11 protein-coding genes are annotated in these 16,638 nt (G+C 37.4%); 8 read left to right on the top strand and 3 right to left on the bottom strand.

What is annotated here, in order from left to right:
* The first annotated feature begins 62 nt into the window (after positions 1-62).
* Together CD001_RS20445 and CD001_RS20440 are read left to right on the top strand one after the other, a co-directional pair.
* Positions 63-1,457, top strand: coding sequence for an aspartate aminotransferase family protein (locus tag CD001_RS20445; protein ID WP_096189452.1), 1,395 nt, complete (start codon positions 63-65; stop codon positions 1,455-1,457).
* Between the two features lie 25 nt (positions 1,458-1,482).
* The gene (locus tag CD001_RS20440) at positions 1,483-2,337 is read left to right on the top strand and encodes a MurR/RpiR family transcriptional regulator (RefSeq protein ID WP_096189450.1); all 855 of its coding nucleotides are present in this window, start codon (positions 1,483-1,485) and stop codon (positions 2,335-2,337) included.
* Positions 2,338-2,462: 125 nt separating this feature from the next.
* Here CD001_RS20440 and CD001_RS20435 read toward each other — a convergent pair whose 3' ends face one another.
* From CD001_RS20435 to CD001_RS20425, 3 genes are all read right to left on the bottom strand, one after another.
* Complete coding sequence (locus CD001_RS20435) at positions 2,463-4,433, bottom strand: TRAP transporter permease (protein ID WP_096189449.1); 1,971 nt, start codon at positions 4,431-4,433, stop codon at positions 2,463-2,465.
* A gap of 248 nt (positions 4,434-4,681) precedes the next feature.
* Complete coding sequence (locus CD001_RS20430; RefSeq protein ID WP_096189448.1) at positions 4,682-5,722, bottom strand: TAXI family TRAP transporter solute-binding subunit; 1,041 nt, start codon at positions 5,720-5,722, stop codon at positions 4,682-4,684.
* Positions 5,723-6,127: 405 nt separating this feature from the next.
* A complete protein-coding gene (locus CD001_RS20425) occupies positions 6,128-7,513 on the bottom strand; it encodes an MATE family efflux transporter (RefSeq protein ID WP_096189447.1) in 1,386 nt (461 codons plus the stop codon).
* A gap of 181 nt (positions 7,514-7,694) precedes the next feature.
* Between CD001_RS20425 and CD001_RS20420 the strand changes: the two genes are divergently transcribed.
* The 6 genes from CD001_RS20420 (at position 7,695) to CD001_RS20395 (ending at position 16,454) form a co-directional block, all read left to right on the top strand.
* Positions 7,695-8,567, top strand: coding sequence for a helix-turn-helix transcriptional regulator (locus CD001_RS20420; RefSeq protein ID WP_179298833.1), 873 nt, complete (start codon positions 7,695-7,697; stop codon positions 8,565-8,567).
* 546 nt (positions 8,568-9,113) lie between these two features.
* Complete coding sequence (locus CD001_RS20415; RefSeq protein ID WP_096189445.1) at positions 9,114-10,409, top strand: sugar ABC transporter substrate-binding protein; 1,296 nt, start codon at positions 9,114-9,116, stop codon at positions 10,407-10,409.
* 67 nt (positions 10,410-10,476) lie between these two features.
* Positions 10,477-11,790 (top strand): sugar ABC transporter permease, encoded by a 1,314-nt coding sequence (locus CD001_RS20410; RefSeq protein WP_096189444.1) that lies wholly within the window; start codon positions 10,477-10,479, stop codon positions 11,788-11,790.
* Complete coding sequence (locus tag CD001_RS20405; RefSeq protein WP_096189443.1) at positions 11,790-12,668, top strand: sugar ABC transporter permease; 879 nt, start codon at positions 11,790-11,792, stop codon at positions 12,666-12,668. The genes CD001_RS20410 and CD001_RS20405 overlap by 1 nt, the downstream gene beginning before the upstream one ends.
* A gap of 147 nt (positions 12,669-12,815) precedes the next feature.
* Positions 12,816-15,182 (top strand): glycoside hydrolase family 31 protein, encoded by a 2,367-nt coding sequence (locus CD001_RS20400; RefSeq protein WP_096189442.1) that lies wholly within the window; start codon positions 12,816-12,818, stop codon positions 15,180-15,182.
* 228 nt (positions 15,183-15,410) lie between these two features.
* Positions 15,411-16,454, top strand: a complete 1,044-nt coding sequence (locus CD001_RS20395; RefSeq protein ID WP_096189441.1) for a LacI family DNA-binding transcriptional regulator — start codon at positions 15,411-15,413, stop codon at positions 16,452-16,454.
* Positions 16,455-16,638 lie beyond the last annotated feature (184 nt).

Raw genomic sequence — 16,638 nt, 5'->3', positions numbered from 1 at the left:
AAATGAAATAAATCCTTCATAAAAATGAAATGGAGAAATTAAGAAAGGAAGGGCTTAATGAAATGGCCATACAAAAGTTTGAACATCCTTTGATTCATTATGGGAATAAAACGAGAAAATCCTACGAGGTAATGAAGGAAGCTGAGAATTATTTACCTGGAGGTGTAACCGCCAATATTAAACATTTTCCTCCGTATCCTATTGTAATGGAAAAAGCGAATGGAGCATTGGTGGAAGATGTTGACGGCAATCAATATATAGATTATTTAATGGCATATGGTTCACTCGCTTTAGGGCACGGTGCTTCAGAAATAAAAAGTGCGATGATTGAACAAATCGACCAAGAAGGTACGAACTTGTTCGGCACGCCTCATAAGATGGAAATTACATTTGCTAAAAAGATTATGGAACATTACCCATCAATGGAAAAGGTTCGCTTTACGAACTCAGGTACAGAAGCAACATTATTGGCTGTAAGGTTAGCAACCGCATATACTGGCAAAAATAGAATTGCTAAATTTGAAGGACATTATCACGGAGGATACAATGACGTATTATATAGTATTAATCCACCTTTAAATGAAGCGGGGACTGAAGAGGAGCCAAATGCTGTTCCTGAGTCAGCTGGTTTAGATATGACAGGATTAAAGCCTTTAATTTTACCTTTTAATCAAGCAGAAGCAGCAGAGAAGCTGATTAGAGAACATGCAGATGAATTGGCTGCAATTATTATTGAGCCAGTTCAAGGGGGATTTATTCCTGCAGAACAATCGTTTATGACAAAACTTCGTGAAGTGACGAATGAACTTGGTATTATATTCATTTTTGATGAAGTAAAAACTGGCTATCGTGTCGCTCTAGGAGGGGCACAAGCTATATATCAAGTTAATCCTGATATGACAACATTAGGAAAAGTGATCGGAGGAGGATTCCCTGTTGGATTGGTCGGAGGAAAAGAAGAAATTTTAAATATAAGTTGTCCAAAAGCATCAGGTGATGTGTTTAATGCCAGTGAAAGTAAAACATCGACAGCAAAAGAAATTTTATTTCATAGTGGAACTTATAACGGTCACCCAACGATATTAGCAGCAGGACTTGCAACGATTCAACGTCTAGAAAAGGATTTTGCTAACGTCGTATCGAATACAAATATATTAAAAGCGAATATTGAGGATATTGGTAAAAAAGCTGGTGTTCCCCTTAAAGCAATCGGTGTTGGGTCGATATTTAGTGTTGTATGTACGACAGAAGCGAATATTCTCCACTACCGAGATCTTCAAAAGACAGATTTATCCCTCAGAAAAGAAATTGATTTCCACCTCATAAGTGAAGGGATTTATACAAAGCCGATGAATCGTTACAGTGTATCTACAGCTCATGGTGAAGAAGAACTGAAGAAAACGATTCAAGCTTATGAAAAGGTTTTATTTGATCGGTTAAGGGGGAGCAGTATATGATATAGTCGGGAGGAGGGAAGCAATCATGTTAGAAAATGAAGTTTATCAGCGGATGATTCAGCAACGGGAAAAAATGAGCAAGTCTCATAAGAAAATTGCCAATTATTTAATCGAAAATCATGAGACGGCACCATTTTTAACAGCGTCTAAGCTTGCGAAAAATGTGCAAGTAGGTGAAGCGACTGTCATTCGTTTTGCTTTTTTCCTCAACTATAAAGGGTATCCAGATTTACAAAGGCATTTACAAGAAGCGCTTCAACGAAAAATGACATCAGCTGAAGTGTTGGCGAGAACAACGGATGAAAATGATCAAACAGAACATGTCGTCAAAGAAGTGTTATCTGATGATATTCAAAATTTAAAAATGACTCTTAGTCAAGTTGATGCTTATCAGTTTGAAAGAGCTGTCCATGAATTAGTAACTGCGAAACGGATTTATATTATTGCTTATCGAAGTGCAACTAGTATTGGACAATTTTTAGAGTTTTATTTAGACCTTGTCCTTCAAAATACTGAATTAATCCGGCAAGCTGATGGTGTTTCAGAGCATTTACTTGATATTACAAATGAGGATGTCGTCATTGGACTCGGCTTTTCTCGTTATACGAAACGAACAGTGGAAGTATTAAAATATGTGAAACAGAGAGATGCGAAAACGATTGTTATTACTGATCATTTAATGAGTCCGCTCGTGCCTTACGGTGACATAAATTTAATTTCATCTACTGAAATTAATTCATTTATAGACTCTTTCTCCGCTCCTATGAGTATTGCTAGTGCACTCATTACTGCTTTAACTAGATCGGAACATAAGAATGTAGAAAAGCGGTTGAAGGAATTAGAAGGTTTATGGGATACATTTGATGTCTTTTATGATTAAGTTAGCAGAAATGAAATAAAGGCTGGGACAAAACCCAATTAAAAAGGTCCCTTAAGGGCTATGTTAGTAAAGTGACTTTTTATAAAGAGAAATTAAAACCGCCCAAAACGGGCGGTTTTAATGAATTATGCTGTCGATGGTTCTTGATTTCGATCGTTATCTTTCTTTTTACGCAAATATTGGATAAATCCGACTCCAATAAATAAGATTAAACCTGTTAACTCGATTGGTAAGTTTTCAGGGTAAATAAGCATGATCCCTGCAGCGAGTAAAATAATTCTTTCATACCAGAACGGTTTGTAAACGAAATATCCCATCATCGTTGCACTAACGGCAGCCATACCTAATAAGGCAGTCGCAAGCACCGGAACTAACGTCCAGAAGGTCGCATCTTGTAATAGTAAGACAGGATTAAATACGAAAACATACGGTATGATAAACGCTGCAATTGCTAACTTGAAGGCGGTCACCCCTGCCTTCATCGGATTTGCTCTTGCAATACCCGAACCGGCATAAGCAGCTAAACATACAGGTGGTGTAATATCTGCTACAATTCCAAAATAGAAAACGAAGAAATGAGCCGCAATATCTGGTACACCGTACGCAATTAAAGCTGGTGCAGCCATTGACGCAGTAACAACATAGTTTGCTGTTGTAGGAAGTCCCATACCTAGTAAAATACAAGCAATCATTGTAAAGAATAATAGAAGGAACAAGCTGTCTCCTGCAATATTTAATAGTCCACCAGCAATTTTTCCTCCTAAACCTGTAAAGACTACAACACCAACGATTATACCAGCCGTCGCACAGGCAGCGATTACTGGAAGCGCGATACGGGCACCTTGAATGAGGGCATCAACCATATCTCCTAGCCCCATTCTAGTATCCTTTCGTAAAAAGCTCACTGCAAAAGCAGCACCAATTCCCCAAAGGGCGGCTGTTGTAGGGGTAAACCCTTGTACGAGCAAGGTAATAATTGCAACAAGTGGTAATAACAAATCTAATCGTTTTAATATTCCTTTCAATGATGGTAATTCTTCTTTCGAGAGTCCGCTTATACCATGTTTTTTCGCTTCATAGTGTGTTCCCATGAATACACCTGTAAAATAAAGCAGTGCAGGAATAATACCGATAATGATGATATCACTGTAGGATACACTTGATACGTATTCAGCCATAATGAAGGCAGCAGCTCCCATAATCGGTGGCATAATTTGTCCGCCGGTTGAGGCTGAGGCTTCTGCAGCTGCAGCAAATTCAGGCCTGAATTTTGCCCTTTTCATCATTGGTATTGTAAATGAACCAGATGAAACGGTATTTGCTACCGAGCTACCTGTAACAGTTCCTTGCATTGCTGAGGCAGCAACGGCTGCTTTTGCTGTTCCTCCAGTAAAACGACCGGTTAAGCCGAATGCGAGGTCATTAAAATATTGACCGACACCTGTTTTTGTCAGCATGACCCCGAAGAATAAGAATAAGTAAATATAAGTTGATGAAATCTGAATCGGTGTACCGAATATCGCATCAGATGAGTAGAATAATCGTCTTGATAAGCCACTCCAATCAAATCCACCATGTCCAAAGTGTGGAATGTTTGTTCCAAATAATCCGTATAATATGGCTAGTGATGCAATGACTACAATAGGTAACCCGACAGCTCGTCTTGTTGCTTCTAATAGCAAAATAATCCCAATGGTAGCTACTAAAATATCAAATGAGGTGAAACCTTGTATTCTAGCAGCACCGGTAATCCAATCGTACCGGAATAAAATGTAATACATCGATGCCATTGAGAAAAAGGCAAGTGCTACATCATACCATGGGACTCCAGGTTTCTTTAATCCTTTTTTCGTTGCTGGATATAAAAGAAAAATAAGACCTAGTGCTGTACCTAAATGAACTGCCCCTTGTAATAGGTATACGAGAGGTCCGTTGCCGGGGTATGCACGCCATAAATGGAAGATCGTTAATGATATTGAAATAAAGGCAATAATAATAGCCCACTTTTTCGGATCTGTACGATAGGCAGATTCTTTATCATATTTAGCGAGTACTTCTTTTTGCTGTTCTTCTGTTAATATGTCTTTTTCTTTCATACGTTCACCACCCTCGGTTATTTCTTTGTGTACATGTAAATCGACGAAAAAGTAGGATTAGATAACGATCTTCCTGCGTTTTCGTCGATGTTCCGCCTCATAAAACTGTTCCTTTGGCGGAGCTTAAAAGGAACAATAAGAATAATTATTTTGTAACATAGTTTTTGCTATTAAACAATGGATACAATTGGTTTTTAAAAAGGCCGGACACTGCAAGGAGTCCGGCCTTGGTTCATGCATGTATGTTTTTAGTTTAAACCTTCTTCTTCGAAGTATCTTTCAGCACCAGGGTGAAGTGGAAGACCATCTGAACCGTTTAGTGCATTTTCTTTCGTTAAATGCTGTCCTTGGTCATGAGAAATGTCACCACTATTTTCAAATAGTGCTTTTGTAATTTCGTAGCCGAGGTCTTCGTCAATTAAATCAGTTGAGCCGACTAAGATGGCATACGCAGTAATTGCTTGGATATCTTCATCTAAGAAATCATAAGAATCTGCAGGAATTGTTAATCCTTCATATCCGCTGTTTTCTTCAATATAAGACAACCCTTCATCGCTAATAGGAATCATACGAATATCGCGTTGTACTTCTAATTCTTGAATGCTCCCAGCAGGTAATCCTAAAAGTCCAAATGAAGCATCTAAGTTACCATCCTGCAAACGACCAGCAGCGTCACCAAATCCTTCTTCGATAGCTGTGTAATCACCATCTTCAAGACCATAAGCTTCAAGGATCATTCGAGCAGCTGCTTGTGTACCAGATCCTGGAGGTCCAATTGCAACATCTTTACCTGCAAGGTCAGCGATTGATTCAATATCTGAATCAGCAGGTGTAACAATTTGCATGACTTCTGGGTAGATATGACCCATAAAGCCAAAGTTTTCAACTGCAACGCCTTCAAAATCTCCATCACCAGTTAAGGCATCTAAAGCAGGTAAATGAACTGACATACCTAATTCAAGTTCTCCTTGATTAATCATAGAGATGTTATCTACTGATGCTCCAGTAGAAACGGCACTAAGATCAAAGCCGTCATAACCTTCGATGTTCGCGTTTATGACATTAGCCATTTCTTGTCCAAGCGGATAGTAAGTCCCTCCAGTACTTCCAGTACCAATTTGAAGGTTACTTACGTTTACTTCTGTGTCTGCGTCTGTTTCAGTGTCAGTGTCACCATTTGCGTCTCCGCCTGCTTCACCGTTGTCTCCATCGTCTCCATCCCCACATGCTGCAAGCAGTAAACTTCCAGACAGGAGAAGTCCGAACATGGAATAAAACTTCTTCTTCAAATTTCATTCCCCCTTAAAAATATGTTTTTAAAGTGTGAAACATACCAACAACCGTATAAAAAATTGTTGATATCCTACTTTATTTAAGCAGAATTTTTAATGGTTGTCAAAAGATTACTAAAATAAACGAATTTTATAGGAAAAAGAGTATGTTAAAACATTGATAACAAAAGGATAAGTCAACGATTGTACAGGGGTCCGAATATTCTGACTAAGTGAATGTAATATTGGAAGTATTTTGAAATGAATATTTATTAATGATTTATACAAAAAAAGGTATAAAAAACTGTCAAATTGAGAGGGTGATAAATTTGACAGTTAACCGATATATATTCATTATATTTCGTTTTATATTAGATTATTCATATTGTAGAGAATGATCATGTTAATAGAACAGATTGACGGCTATCCAGCTTGCTTTTTTGACCCTTTACTAGTGTCATGGATAAATGACATTCTTTCCCATTTTCTTGATCTCCACCGTTGCAGCATAAACAGCCCTCGTATCCACTCGTCGAGAATCATAGCAATCCAAACTCCTATTAATCCAAGTCCCATGACAATACCTGCACCATAGGATATTGTCACCGAAACTCCCCACATTGAAGCGATACCGATATAGACCGGAAATTTCACATCACCTGCAGCTCTTAAACTATTAATTACGATAAGATTAAATGCTCTTCCAGGTTCAAGGATAATCGTTAAAAGAAGTAAAATACCACCTAATTGGATGATCTCAGAATTATTTGTGAAAATACTGATTATCTCATCTTTTAAGATAGCAAAGACAATCGCTCCGAACGTTGAGATTGTCATACCGATCCACAAACTTTTTAAGCAACGTTGGTAGGCTTCTTCTTTTTTCTTTTCCCCAATTAAATATCCGACTAAAATTTGTGTACCTTGGCCAATTGCGACCGAAAATAAGAAGGCGAACATAATAATATTTAAGACGTAGACTCTCGTTGTAAGTGCGGTCGTGCCCATCATTGCAATAAAATAAGTAATAACCATTTGTGAACCGTTATATGAAAGGTGTTCTCCTGCAGATGGAATACCGATTTTTAACAACTGACTAAGTTCCTTTTTAGGGAATTGCTTTTTCAAGAAATGCCATGGGAGGTCTCCACTGACTCTTTTATATAGTAAGACAAATAATACGATTAATCCGAGTGTCCTGCTTACAGAAGTACTTATGGCAACTCCGGTAGCTCCTAGAGAAGGAGCGCCAAAGGCACCGAAAATAAATACGTAGTTACCTAATACATTAAGTAAGTTCATTCCTAATGTGACGTACATGGCATCTTTTGTAAACCCGTGGCTTTTAACAATAGCTGAGAGCGTCATAATTAGTGATTGAACAAACGAAAATCCACCGACAATTTGTAAATATATAAGCGCGGTATCCATTAATTCTTCGGGTAAATTCATCGCTCTTAAAATCGGTTCACCAAACACAAAAAGGACTAAGCTTAATGCAATACCGAAAAGCAAGTTAGCGACAATGGACACGACAGCGATACGTCCTGCGCTTTCTTCCTTTTTTGCACCAATATATTGAGCAATTAATATCGTTGTTCCAGTAGCTATAAAACCGAACATGACAATGATGACACTCATGATTTGATTGGCTACGCCAACAGCAGCAACTGAGTCATCGTCATATTGGCTGAGCATCAATGTATCAGCATTACCCATTAACATATGTAGTAAAATCTCAATGAAGATCGGCCACGTTAATGCAAACAATGTCATCCTGCCGACGTTTTTCTTAGTTGTTTCTGTCATACTCATTCCCTCTTTAAATTGAAGATTTTCTTTCTTGGAGATAAAAGTGTAAATATCATTCACACATTGATAAAATAGACGTTATCTATATTGAGCATATACATCATAGTAAAGATTTTAAGAGGTTTGTAGCTGAAAAAAACGATTAGAATTGAACAAAAACGACATGGAGTTGACGGTTATGAATATGTTAACGTGTATCGTTCCACCAATGCCAACCTTTATTAAAGGCGGGAAGGCTACGTTTCATAAAGGAAGGAAGCATTTTCGCAGAACGTTTCATATTTTCGATCTTTTGTATGTTTCAAGAGGAACATTATATATGAAAGAAAGTGGCGTTCATTTTGAAATTAAGAAAGGTCAATATTTAATTTTGGCCCCTGGGTTTGAACATGCTGGTTCACAAAGGTGTTCAGAGGATACTGATTTTTATTGGATTCATTTTTCGATTCCGAATAACTATAAATTAATTGAAGAGAAAATAGTCGATTGGTCAGGAGTTTTTCTACACGATAGTACGTATACCGACCCGGCGACTTTTATGTTGCACTTACCACGGTATGGGAGTTTTCGCTCCGAAGAACGATGTGCTCAATTTATCGAACAACTTTTGTCGTTAAATGAATCTGGTGACCCAGCAATGAAATTAAAGCAGCAAATGATGTTTTCAGATTTTATCTTACTGTTACAAGAAGAAGTGATGGAAATTCCGACTTCCTCACAAACAGTCGTTGATCAAGTATTCCGGTATATTGAAGCGAACTTTCAAGATAGCAATTTTACAATAAAAAGTATGGCGAATGCTTTACTATATCATCCGGACTATATTACGCGGGCAATGAAGAAAGTAACGGGGATGACACCGATCCAACACCTTCATCATTACAGGTTAATGATTGCCAAACAAAAATTAGTAAATGAAAACGTCGACTTAGTAACAGTAAGTAATGAAACAGGATTTAAAGATGTAAGTTATTTTTCGCGTCTGTTTAAACAAAAAGAAGGGATCACTCCAGGTGAATTCCGTAGAATAAGACGAAATACGACATATTAATGGTTACGTTATATTTAGTTAGTTATATTGGGATTAAGGAGATAAATGCTTTACTTTGTTTTGAGATGTCCATTCATTTCTATATCATATTTTAATGCAAACGGTTGTCATCCATGTAATAATTTAAAGGTTATAATTGTGAAAATCCTCGACATAATCCCTTTAAAAGGGACAATGATAAAAACATTGAAATATTTCGAAAAAAATAGTTGTAATTTTTGGATGTATTAGTATAATAAAAATATAAGCAATGCAAACGATTTCACAGGGTGAGGTTTCTGTGGAATTGTTTTAGCAACACTTGTGCAAACGGTTGTCTTAAGTTGATTTAATTTGTAACAGTATAGACGAGGTGTATGATTTGTTTTTCTATTGAAAAAATAAAAAGGAATATATTGTATCAAGATAAACCGCATAAAACGAGAAATGGAAGCGGTTACTGTCTGGATATTATAAGTATTATTTTTCAATCGATCATCAATTCATACTTTAGGGCAAACGGATTGCACAAGAAATTTTTTAATTATCATTAAAGGGGGAAATGTCATGTTAAAAAGCAAGACGTTGTTACTTTCGCTTCTGCTTCTATTTATGATGTCTATTGTACTCGTTGCATGTGGTGGAGATGATGAACAAGAGGCACCGGAAGATGATGTGGAAACAGAGGAAGATACGGAGACAGATGAAGCAGCAGATGGTGATGAGCCTGAAAAACCAGATGAATTGACGATGTGGGTCAATGATGAAGAATCACAATTAGATGCCTATGAAGAAATTACAGAGAGATTTACAGAAGAATATGGCATTGACGTAAATATTGTAGAATTTTCTATGTTAGATCAAACAGATGCAATATCGTTAGATGGACCACAAGGTCTCGGTCCAGACTTATTTTTTCAGCCTCATGACCGAATGGGGGACATTTCTCTCCAAGGTTTAGCTGCTGAACTAGAATTAACAGAAGATCAATTAGCTCGTTTAGGTGAGTACAATGAAGAAGCTGTCACTTCTTTCAGTTATGAAGGTGTACAATATGGAATTCCAGCAGTTGTAGAAACATATGGCTTATTTTACAACACTGAATTAGTTCCAGAAGCGCCAGAAACGATGGATGAATTAATGGAAATTGCCCGTGATTTAACAGATGGATCTACTTATGGATTTTTAATGGAAGCAGCAAACTTCTACTTTACGTATCCGTTTTTAACGGGTCCTGGTGGATACGTATTTGCACAAGATGAGGAAGGCATTTATAACACAGATGATATCGGATTAGCTTCAGCAGGAGCTGTTGAAGGAGCTGAAACGATTAAAACGTGGTTTGATGAAGGTTTAATGCCTACCGGTATTGATGCAGATATTATGAACGGTTTATTCACAGATGGTCAAGCGGGTATGGTTGTTTCAGGACCATGGTCAATCCCAGATTATCGTGAAGCTCTTGGTGATAATCTAGGTGTTGCTCCTCTTCCTAGTTGGGATGGTGAGCCGTTAAACTCGTTTGCTGGAAATAAGGGCTGGTTAGTAAATTATTATTCTGAAGAGCAATATTGGGCGACTGAATTAGCGTTATTTATTACGAATGCTGAAAGCTCTGAAACGTACTTTGAAATAGCTGGGGAACTTCCAGCTCACACAGCAGTAGAAATTGATGATGAGTTTATGTCTCCATTCTTTGAACAAACTCAAGTAGCTACACCGATGCCGAACGTTCCAGAAATGTCACAAGTTTGGGATCCAATAGGGGACGCTTTACAATTTATTTCTCAAGGTGAAGATGCTCAAGAAGTTTTAGAAGAAGCGGTTGAACAAATTCAAGATCAAATTGCGATCATGAACTAATAAAAATAAATTAGGGTTGAGGAAGAAATTCCTCAATCCTCATTCTTTAAACCAGGAGGAAGTGAAAATGGCTACTAACGAAAAAGATCAACAACGAGAAACAGCTTTCGTCAACCGTAAACATAGTCCAAACGTAGCTGGATTGCTTTCAATCATTCCGGGGCTCGGTCAAATGTATAATAAGCGCTTTGTTAAAGGGACGACCTTGTTCATTCTCTTTGCTGCTTTTGTTGTCGTGATGTATGACTTCATCAGCTCCGGTCTACAAGGGTTGGTGTCACTAGGTGAGGTTGAAAGAGTAGATGATTCCCGAGTGTTTTTAAGTGAAGGAATTATTTCCATTTTAATATTCATCTTTTTCATAACGTTTTACGTCTTAAATATTCAAGATGCTAGAAAAGACGCAAAGAGAATTCAATTAGGTTGGACGGTTCCTAATATACGTGATGGATGGAAACATGCATGGGATACGAGCTTTCCGTATATTCTCATATCACCAGGACTGTTCTTATTAATTTTTGTCGTCGTATTCCCGTTATTGTTTATGGTTGCATTGGCATTTACAAACTATAACTTATACAATGCACCTCCGAGGCATTTGCTTGAATGGGTAGGCTTTGAAAATTTTATTCAATTGTTTACGATCCAAGAATGGAGATCGACATTTGTTAGTGTCTTATCTTGGACGTTAATTTGGACATTTGTGGCAACAACCTTACAAATTGCTCTAGCACTATTTTTAGCTATTATTGTGAATGATCCACGTGTTCGATTAAAGAAGCTTATTCGCACTGTATTTATACTCCCTTGGGCGGTTCCAGCTTTTGTTACAATCATCATTTTTTCTGCCATCTTTAACGATAACTTCGGTGCAGTCAATTTACAAATTCTCGAGCCGTTATTCGGTATTACGATTCCTTGGTTACAGGATCCGACTTGGACGAGGATTGCGTTAATACTCATACAAGTCTGGTTAGGCTTTCCTTTTGTTTTCGCTTTATTTACAGGTGTGCTTCAAAGTATTTCATCTGACTGGTATGAAGCAGCTGATATCGATGGAGCTAACCGCTGGCAAAAGTTTCGGAATATTACATTCCCACACGTCATGTTTGCAACAGCACCTCTACTAATTATGCAGTATTCGTTTAACTTTAATAACTTTAACATTATTTATCTCTTTAATCAGGGTGGACCTGCTGTAAGAGGGCAAACTGCTGGTGGTTCAGATATTTTAATTTCTTGGATATACGGCTTAACGTTTGATAATCAGCAGTACAACATGGCTGCCGCTATTTCGATAATTTTAGGATTGATGGTCGCAGCATTTGCTTTCTTCCAATTTAGACGTACTCGTTCATTTAAAGAGGAGGGGACTTTCTAATGAATACTTTGACAAAAACGAATAAAAGAAAGTCTTTAACAAAGAAACAAAAAAATTTCATTGAATTATTTGGGATTTATACGGTTATTGGCATCATGTTTATCATCATCTTATACCCTTTACTGTGGGCTTTCGGCTTGTCGTTGAATCCAGGGAGAGGGCTTTACGGTGCGTCAATGATTCCAGAAAATTGGTCATTCGTCCATTACGAATGGTTATTCTTTGACCCTCGAAGCAACTATTTGACATGGTATAAAAATTCATTAATTGTTGCATTGTCGACAGCATTTTTTGCCACATTTATCGTCGCTTTAACTGCATATGCATTTTCAAGATACCGTTTCAAAGGGCGAAAAAATGGGCTATATGCATTTTTGCTCTTGCAAATGTTTCCGGTGTTAATGGCGATGGTTGCGCTTTACATTTTATTAAATACTGTTGGGCTTCTTAACACACTAACAGGGCTGATTATCATATATGTTGGTGGGGCGATCCCGATGAATGCATTTTTAGTAAAAGGATACTTTGACACGATTCCAAGAGAGCTTGATGAATCTGCAAAAATAGATGGTGCAAGTCATTTTCGAATTTTCTTTACGATTATGCTTCCATTAGCGAAACCAATCTTAGCAGTCGTTGCACTATTTAATTTTATGGCACCTTTTATGGACTTTATATTACCTCGTATCGTTCTCAGAGATCCTGAGAAATTTACATTAGCGCTTGGGTTATTTAACTTTGTAAATGACCAGTTTGCCAATAACTTTACAAGGTTTGCCGCAGGTGCAATATTGATCGCTGTTCCAATCTCACTCGTCTACTTATTTTTGCAACGTTATCTGATTACTGGATTAACTTCAGGAGCAACGAAAGGTTAAATGCAAGAAAAGGAGCGAATAAAGGTACGGTGAAGGGAGGGATCCCTCTCACCTGTATCTTTTTATTTCTATTAATAGGTGATCATAAACTCACTTAAATGAAACCAGCATAGAAAACAAAACTTTGTAAATCAGGAGGAAAAACGAATGCAAGATACAAGTTTTGCAATCCATCCAGGAAAGAAAAAAGAAATAAAAGGTACGGACTTTCAAGATATCGGAAATGTTTTGTCATTTTCCGAACAAAACGGTGTATTCATGATTAAGTGTGAACATGGTTATGTTCATGTTACTTTTTACACAAACTCAATCGTCAGGGTAGTCATGAATCCAGATACAGAACCTTCGTTAACGACAAGTCCGGCGGTCATTAAAGAACGTGAACCTGTTTCTTACACTGTTAACAAGGGAAAAGAAGAAGTTGTTGTTGCAACAGAAAACATGACTTTAACAGTAAGAAAAAGTCCATTACGAATAAGCATTACGGATAAAGAAGGTTTAACGTTAGTGAATGAATCTGAAAAAGGTTTAGGCTCTAATGCAGCAGGTGAAGTAGTCTGTTTTAAAAATATGCATCAACATGACCATTACTATGGTTTTGGTGAAAAGACAGGGTTTCTAGATAAAAAAGGAAATCAATTAACGATGTGGAATTCTGATGTTTACGCACCTCACAATCCTGAAACGGACCCGTTGTACCAGTCTATTCCTTTTTTTATGACGTTGAGAGATGATCTTGCTTTTGGGATCTTTTTTGATAATACGGGAAAAACGCATTTTGATATGCGAGAAGAGGATGACACTTATTCATTCCGGGGAGAATCCGGTCAATTAGATTATTATGTATTTGCTGGGCCAACAATGAAGGATACGTTGACTCAATATACTGCATTGACAGGAAATATGCCACTGCCTCCAAAGTGGGCGCTAGGTTATCACCAATCGCGTTACAGCTATGAAACCGAAGAAGAAGTGAGAGAGCTCGTTCATAACTTTCTCGAAAAAGGAATACCGGTAGATGCCATTTATTTAGACATCCATTACATGGATGGATATCGAGTATTTACTTTTGATAAGAATCGTTTTCCAAATCCGAAAAAACTTTTACAGGACCTTCGTGATCAAGGTATTCGGGTTGTACCGATCGTTGACCCTGGTGTGAAAGAGGATTCAGAGTATTCGATTTACCAAGAAGGGGTTACACAAGATCGTTTCTGTAAATATATTGAAGGAACTATTTATTTCGGGGATGTTTGGCCAGGAAACAGTGCTTTTCCTGACTTTACGAATCGTGATGTACGGAAATGGTGGGGAGAAAAGCATCGCTTTTATTCTGATTTAGGTATTGAGGGAATATGGAACGATATGAATGAGCCTGCAGTTTTTAATGAAACGAAAACGATGGACACGAAAGTCATGCATGAAAATGATGGTGATCCGAAAACACATCGAGAGCTCCATAACATATATGGACTTTTGATGGGTGAAGCAACGTACGAAGGAATGAAACGCCAACTCAAAGGAAAACGTACGTTTTTGCTTACTCGTGCAGGATATGCAGGTGTTCAAAGGTATGGATCAGTATGGACAGGAGATAACCGAAGCTTTTGGGAACATTTACAAATGGCAATACCAATGTGTATGAATTTAGGAATGTCTGGTGTAGCCTTTTGCGGTCCTGACGTTGGCGGGTTTGCACATGATGCAACGGGTCAGCTATTGGCAAGGTGGACTCAATTTGGGACATTCACCCCATATTTTCGAAACCATAGTGCACTAGATGCAGCAAGACAGGAACCTTGGTCATTTGGCGAAAACATTGAAGAGATTGTTAAAAATTATATTCAGCTTCGCTATGTTTGGATGCCAGAATTGTACCGATTATTTAAAGAAGCTCATGAATCGGGGATTCCGGTCATGCGTCCACTCGTTTTAGAATATCCAACTGATAAACATACATTTAACTTATCAGATCAATTTATGATTGGTGACAATGTCATCATCGCTCCTGTGATGACACCTGATACAGAGCATCGTGTCGTCTACTTGCCAGAAGGAAGTTGGGTGAATTATTGGACAGAAGAGGTGTTAGAAGGTGGGCACCATCATCTCATCTATGCAGGTTTAGAAACATTACCAATTTTCGTTAAACAAAATACGGCAATCGCTCATGGAGCGATAAAATCAACAACTGAAGTGAAAGAAGAAAACTATCAAATTCATTTATACAAAGGCAAAGAAGGAAAGGTCGTTTACCGTATATATGAAGATGATGGCCAAACGTTCGATTATGAACAAGGAAAAGTGTATGAAAATGAATTGACTTTCCATTACTCAAGTGACAAGTTGGAATTGACAACAAACCGAACAGGAACTTATGAACCGGATTGGGAATCCTTCACGTTAGTCATTCATGGTGATGACGATCTTACTCAAATTATGATTGACGGAAAAGATGTGACCAAATTAGCAGAAGCTAAAGCCGGAAAGTATATCGTTCCTTTATCTATTTAATGAAAGTTATTGTTAAATTTTGAGAGGGACGATAAAATAAAGTTTAATGATAGTTAAAGAATTGGATGGAAAAGAGTAAATATGGGGCTTTTGCCCCTATATAACTTTTCTGCAAAAAATGCTTATTAATGAGTGTTCAAAAAGGAGGACAACTTTTTGAACATCCTCTCATAGAACGAGATGAACAAAGACCATTAAGTTTTAATTAAGAAGGGATGAACTACAGCCATGGCTATAACGATAAAAGATGTGGCAAAAAAAGCAGATGTCGCCCCTTCCACTGTTTCCCGGGTGATTGCGAATAGTCCAAGGATTAGTGAGAGGACTAAGGAAAAAGTCCGGGAAGCGATGAAAGAACTAGGATATCATCCTAACTTTAATGCGCGCAGCTTAGCCAATAAAAGTACGAAAACATTAGGAATTATTATGCCTAATTCAGCTAATAAAACGTTTCAAAATCCGTTTTTCCCAGAGGTTATTCGAGGGATTAGTACGAAAGCCCACCAATTAGAATATGGACTTTATTTGTCTACTGGTCAAACAGAAGATGAAATTTTTCAAGAAGTCCAAGATATGGTGCAGGGTAGCAGAGTAGATGGCATTATTTTACTCTATTCGCGAGTGAATGACAAAGTGATGACATATTTATATGAGCAAAAATTTCCTTTTACAGTGATCGGTCGTCCTTATGACGAAAATATGAAAGATATTACGTATGTAAATAATGATAATTTTAAAGCTGCAAAAACTGTGACAGAATATTTACTGTTGCTAGGACATAGAAACATTGCATTTATTGGCGGAAATTTAGATTTCGTTGTCACCGTTGACCATATGGAAGGTTATAAAAAAGCGTTAAATAATGCTGGATTAAATTTATCTGATCAATATATCGTGTTTCATGAAGAATTACAAGAAGGCGGTCAAGAGGCAGTCATTGATTTAATGTCATTGAATGAAAGGCCGACTGCATTAATCGTTGCAGATGATATTATGACTTTCGGTGTGATGAGGATGTTAAGTGAGATGGAGATTCGTGTCCCTGATGATATTTCGATTATTAGCTTTAACAATCTTATGATTTCAGAACTATCTTCACCACCTATGACGACAGTTGATATTCATATTTATAACCTAGGATATGAAGCTGCAAATTGTCTTATTGAAAAAATCCTTCACCCCGAAACCGAAGCGAAAAAAGTACTGATCCCACATAAAATGATTAAGCGCCAAACGTGTCAAAAATATTCAAATAAACTTGCCAAGTTTTAATAGTAATGCCCTGTTTTTCAATCGCAGGGTATTTTTTAATGACGACAATGTGAAAACCTAAACAATTTATGGAAATATGATATAATAAAAGGAGACAAATAAATAAATCTTATATGTATAAAATCATTTGCTAATGTCTTATCTATGATAGGATGGGCAAAGAAAGTCTTTGACATAACCGTTC

The sequence above is a fragment of the Evansella halocellulosilytica genome, from assembly GCF_002335745.1.
Taxonomy (GTDB): Bacteria; Bacillota; Bacilli; order Bacillales; family Salisediminibacteriaceae; genus Bacillus_CA; species Bacillus_CA halocellulosilytica.
Note: the sequence above shows the minus strand (reverse complement) of the source record. Positions and strands in the feature narration are given on the sequence as shown.

Coding starts and splice junctions, on each gene's coding strand:
- CD001_RS20445 (WP_096189452.1), top strand. CDS start 63: ATGGCCATACAAAAGTTTGAACATCCTTTGATTCATTATGGGAATAAA.
- CD001_RS20440 (WP_096189450.1), top strand. CDS start 1,483: ATGTTAGAAAATGAAGTTTATCAGCGGATGATTCAGCAACGGGAAAAA.
- CD001_RS20435 (WP_096189449.1), bottom strand. CDS start 4,433: ATGAAAGAAAAAGACATATTAACAGAAGAACAGCAAAAAGAAGTACTC.
- CD001_RS20425 (WP_096189447.1), bottom strand. CDS start 7,513: ATGACAGAAACAACTAAGAAAAACGTCGGCAGGATGACATTGTTTGCA.
- CD001_RS20420 (WP_179298833.1), top strand. CDS start 7,695: ATGAATATGTTAACGTGTATCGTTCCACCAATGCCAACCTTTATTAAA.
- CD001_RS20415 (WP_096189445.1), top strand. CDS start 9,114: ATGTTAAAAAGCAAGACGTTGTTACTTTCGCTTCTGCTTCTATTTATG.
- CD001_RS20410 (WP_096189444.1), top strand. CDS start 10,477: ATGGCTACTAACGAAAAAGATCAACAACGAGAAACAGCTTTCGTCAAC.
- CD001_RS20405 (WP_096189443.1), top strand. CDS start 11,790: ATGAATACTTTGACAAAAACGAATAAAAGAAAGTCTTTAACAAAGAAA.
- CD001_RS20400 (WP_096189442.1), top strand. CDS start 12,816: ATGCAAGATACAAGTTTTGCAATCCATCCAGGAAAGAAAAAAGAAATA.
- CD001_RS20395 (WP_096189441.1), top strand. CDS start 15,411: ATGGCTATAACGATAAAAGATGTGGCAAAAAAAGCAGATGTCGCCCCT.